Origin of the sequence: Lishizhenia sp., assembly GCF_033720595.1 — a bacterium.
Classification (GTDB): Bacteria; Bacteroidota; Bacteroidia; order Flavobacteriales_D; family Crocinitomicaceae; genus Lishizhenia.
The window spans coordinates 1-4,620 of sequence record NZ_JAWWCF010000205.1 but is presented as its reverse complement, the minus strand read 5'-3'; the positions used below and the strand labels follow the sequence as shown (position 1 = coordinate 4,620).

The following is a 4,620-nucleotide window of genomic DNA, read 5'->3' as shown; positions in this document are numbered from 1 at the left end:
ATTCCTTAAGTTATTCTAAGGTACCATATAGCTTCTGGGGTCGCTTTCTTTTCCCAAGCATAACTAAAGTCCTTGTTCCTTCGCTTTTCATCCTATCGCTATTTGAGGGTTCATGCTTTAGGAGATGATAAGTATTGAATTATCAAAGGCGCCAAATCTAAGATTCAGCGCCTTCTACCTCAGAATTCAGAAAGCTCATGTTTCGAAATTTGGTGTTCGCTCCTTCCCGAATCATCATTGATAACAAAAATTGCGAAGAAAGTTTACGCACCAATCATGCATTTCAAAATAGAGACATTCCCTCTTTCAAGTATCTATGCAGTCATCCACAAAGCAGGAACTTCATCCTCACTTAATGCTTATGTATTCTTGGAATAGTTATAATGTTTTAGGCCGTTCAAATTAAGAACCTAGGATCTTTGTTTTGAGTTTATATCTGATAATCAGAAGGTATAACGGTATATGTAAAGCATAAGGTTACCCCTTCAAATTCGAGGAGTATTCACTAGCTTTCTGAATGTATTAAACAGGGTACAATACGCGATATCATTTTAAATAAGACTCCAATTCTCCTATAAAAGGTTGCTCCTTACATTATGAATATATTATGCTAATACACTCATTTACAATACTAAACTAACATTTTAAAACATTAAAAAAGCAATGAATTATATTAACTCTTTGTTAATTCAAGTACAGATAATCCCAAAAGCTTCGTATTTTCGCGCCTCAGATTGTCGCCAAGAACGATATCTGCAATAAATAATAAGTCAATTAGCTGGAATGATATTTACGCACGTATCAAGTTTCTTTTATATACTACTGTTCATATTCATCTATAACTTAAGTAGTTATTTATGGAGAAATAAAACGCTTAATAACATGCTCCTTCTGCTAGGAAGTGTAATTGTTTTGAGTACCCTTACCACTTTTGTTTCGCTGGGACTAATCCTGATAATCTCCACCCTTGTCTATCATGGAGGTAAATTACTGGGTCGTCTACAGAAAAGAAACCTCTACCTGCAAGGATTAATGATAGCAGTATTAATCTTCTTATTTGTTCTTAAGAATTATAAAATTGTTGGTTTTGATCTGCTTCAGAGAATCGGGTTATCCTATATCTTGTTTAGGCTCATTCATTTCCTCATAGAAAGCGGAAACAAAAGCATCAAAGAATATTCATGGATTAATTTCCTGAACTACATCATCTTCTTCCCTACTTTTATTGCAGGTCCCATCGACGATTACAACAATTTTAACTATTGGGCCAAACAAAAACACAACACCTACAAAACGCTTTTAATCAAAGCAGGGGTATTTCGTTTGCTCCTCGGTGTGCTTAAGAAATTCTTTTTAGTGCCTATTATTTTAAGTTATTCACTCGACTTTTCATTATTTGAGCATGAAATGTGGCAAGAAAGCCTTGGTTTAAGCCTTGTTCTTTATTCTTTCTACATACTTTTTGATTTTTCTGGTTACAGTGATATAGCCATAGGTACAGCTTACTTAATAGGAATCAAGACACCAGAAAACTTCAACACCCCTTATTTAGCGCCAAGTCTTTCCAACTTTTGGAAACGATGGCACATGACCTTTTCAGATTTCTTGTTTAAGTATGTGTTTAAACCCATCGTTATCAACTTGTCTAAAGTATTCAATAAAGCTCCGAGGTTATTTGTTTCTTCATTGGGGTACATTCTTACGTTTACAATTTGTGGTATTTGGCACGGAACTACACTAAACTTTCTGTATTGGGGATTATGGCATGGTGTAGGATTGATTCTATTTAAACTGTGGGACGTGTACTTCTTTCAAAAGAAAAAGTCCAAACTCACCACTGCTTTTCAACGCGGAGCTTCCTACTTAGGTGGAATGCTGGTTACCTTTAGTTTTGTTACTGCTGGATGGTTTTTCTTTAATTACAACACCTCTACCATTGGTATGGTATTGAGTCATTTGACAGAGAAAAACTCAACAGAAATCATTACCTCTCCATTAATCGCAAAGAATAATTTATCCCTACGTATTGAATACCCAGAAAACAATGCACCTTTCATAGACATCTGTTACAGTTCTAACAGGATGGAGAAAGAAATGATGATAGAAAATATAAAGACTACTCCAGATAACGTTTACTACATCCTTCCTTTAAAGGCAGAAAAGCAATTGCTTCATGTTAAGGTGCGTTCATCTTATGGTGAGAAAAAAGGAGCGTGGAAATCAAAAACCTTGTATTTAACCAGAGGAAAAATAAAAGCATCGTACTTGGAGAAAATCATTTTTGGTCAACCTCCTTTAGCAGAGAATATTCCCTCACTTCCAGCGGGACTTATTATACCTGATTTAGATTTCCCAACGAGTCCCAATTATCCATTCATTGATGGAAAAGTTGAATATGTGGATGACTACGGTTGGGCGATTCGTTTAAAATTCTGTCCTGCCAACCAGTACACCATAGAGATACAACAAAAAGTTGAAGACGAAGCTTGGAAAACCTATATTCAAGATTTACCGGGTAAGAAAAACTTCATGCATATTCATGGTTTGGAAACCTTCAATGGAACGGATAGAAATGTGAAGCCAGGAAAGCATCATTTTAGAATAAGATACCATAATGGTCTTAGAAAAAGTGAATGGAAAGAAACAACAATAAGTGTTCAAGATTATGTTAACGGTTAAGTATATTATTAAAAATAAACTTTGGTTGAGTGCATTTACAGCATTGGCACTGATCATGTTGTTTCCATTGTACATTCCTTATCTAGCTAAGAAAGACGGACCAATAGTAATCCCCACAGGAGGCCAGATAAAGCTGGGGAATCATATATTCTATGATTTTCTGGAGGATATTAAAAAAGAGGATGGTTTATTGGTTTTGGGTACCTCTGAAACAGGAAATAAACTAGAGGGAAATAATTATTACAGTTTATTAAACAAAGACAAAGACTTCCCGCAAAAAGTATATCATTTAGGAGGAGCGGGTAGAAACAGTAACGTATACTTCCCTTTTCTTTTAGATCATCCAGAGGCCTTTCAAGGCATGAACATACTTGTGTACCTCAACCCAACTTACTGGAGAAAAGGACTCAATAAATTTTCTAAAGCTTATTACAACCGTTATGTAAGTGATGCTTTGACGTACAAAGTAAAAAGTAAGGCTGAAGCTCTAGAGCTCTATCCTAACTTTATGGAATTAAACACAACCAAATCCTTTGCTCCAGAATTAACAGCGGAACGTTTAAAGGATGAGTTTACAAGTTATTTCTATCATGACTTATCCGTGTTGTTCAATCCCCAAGAACCAGATACTGCTTTTACAAACAACTTGAACATTTTTAACTTGAATACTGTTGATACTTCTGACTTTATTGAAGCGGTTAATTTGGAGTACAACGTTACAGACCACTATTATTCGCTTAATGGAGGATTCCCGGCAATAGATACAGGCGCAACCTATCAAGATGATTTGCTCAAGGCTTTTGTAAACATTTTAAAGACCAATAATATACATTGCACCTTTTATGTGGGACCGTACAATGCTATATTTTGTAATCACAAAGATTCTACACTCCTTCCAAACTATGAGAAAACTCTAAACAGCATCAAAGGATATTTAGAAAGTGAAGGAATGGAATATATCGATGGAACAGATATCTCTTATCAAACAGGAACCTTCATCGACGTTCAACACATTAGCCAATACGGTGCATATTTAACCGCAAAACAAATTAAACAGCATTATGAAAAAGGCCAGTAAAAGTTTAGTCGTAGTCGCAATCACCTTGATTTTTGTTGTGGTTTTGGCATATATCTTTGCCAATAATGATGTAGCAGAGATTCCTTATATCTATTTAGATTTTTAAAACGCACAGCTGCAGGAATGTGATAAATGTGGCGATAACACTCAAAATAAAGCCCTTATCACAAAAGCTAAAAGGGAGAACTGAATAACACCCAAGAGAAAAAAACACGCATTATCGGTTATTCATCCCAAAAACGTGCATTTCAACATTTTGTTTTGGTGGCTGTTATGCTATCATCTAATTTTAATAGTCCGGCCCCGAAAAGGATTCGGATTTTGAAATAGAACTTTTATAAACCCTATATAACTGGTTTGCATATAGTAAAAACGTCTACTACCATTACAACAACTAAAACGTTTTCTGACTAGCAAAACCTGAAAATGCAACTAAACTCACAGCGCATGAAACGAAAAACAACTCTTCTCCAGAAGGGTTGTTTTTTGTTGCGCTTTTCCAGAAGCTGCTAAGTTCTCACAAGAAAACAGATTTCAGTAGCTTAACAAAGGTCTTTTTAAAAAGAAAAAACTCCTATTTCCCCTTAACTTCACTATTTTTGCACCATGGCAACGGTAAACGAAGCAAAAAAGACACTTCAAGAAGGCGGTATATTGCTCTACCCTACAGACACAGTCTGGGGTTTGGGTTGCGATGCAACAGACGAAAAAGCTGTACAACGCATCGCAGAATTGAAAGGAAGAAGCAGCGATAAAAGCTTTATCGTTTTGGTGAACTCTTTCCATATGTTAGAAAAGTATGTGCCTGATTTTCCAGAGATATGCTACGATTTAATAGACCTCTCTGAGCGTCCGCTTACCAT

Annotated in this window: 4 protein-coding genes; all 4 read left to right on the top strand. The window is 35.7% G+C overall.

The features are described from left to right. The first annotated feature begins 882 nt into the window (after positions 1-882). Positions 883-2,679: an MBOAT family O-acyltransferase gene (locus R3333_RS12490; RefSeq protein WP_318959109.1), complete on the top strand. Its 1,797-nt coding sequence runs from the start codon at positions 883-885 to the stop codon at positions 2,677-2,679. Beyond that, positions 2,666-3,757, top strand: a complete 1,092-nt coding sequence (locus R3333_RS12485) for a D-alanyl-lipoteichoic acid biosynthesis protein DltD (protein ID WP_318959108.1) — start codon at positions 2,666-2,668, stop codon at positions 3,755-3,757. Before R3333_RS12490 ends, R3333_RS12485 begins: the two co-directional genes overlap by 14 nt. After that, complete coding sequence (locus tag R3333_RS12480; protein ID WP_318959107.1) at positions 3,741-3,863, top strand: hypothetical protein; 123 nt, start codon at positions 3,741-3,743, stop codon at positions 3,861-3,863. The genes R3333_RS12485 and R3333_RS12480 overlap by 17 nt, the downstream gene beginning before the upstream one ends. 500 nt (positions 3,864-4,363) lie before the next feature. After that, positions 4,364-4,620, top strand: a 257-nt coding sequence (locus R3333_RS12475; RefSeq protein ID WP_318959106.1) for an L-threonylcarbamoyladenylate synthase, incomplete at its 3' end; no start/stop codon positions are given.

Bases quoted from the DNA above. Each gene is read 5' to 3' on its own strand.
- R3333_RS12490 (WP_318959109.1), top strand. From the start codon at position 883: ATGCTCCTTCTGCTAGGAAGTGTAATTGTTTTGAGTACCCTTACCACT.
- R3333_RS12485 (WP_318959108.1), top strand. From the start codon at position 2,666: ATGTTAACGGTTAAGTATATTATTAAAAATAAACTTTGGTTGAGTGCA.
- R3333_RS12480 (WP_318959107.1), top strand. From the start codon at position 3,741: ATGAAAAAGGCCAGTAAAAGTTTAGTCGTAGTCGCAATCACCTTGATT.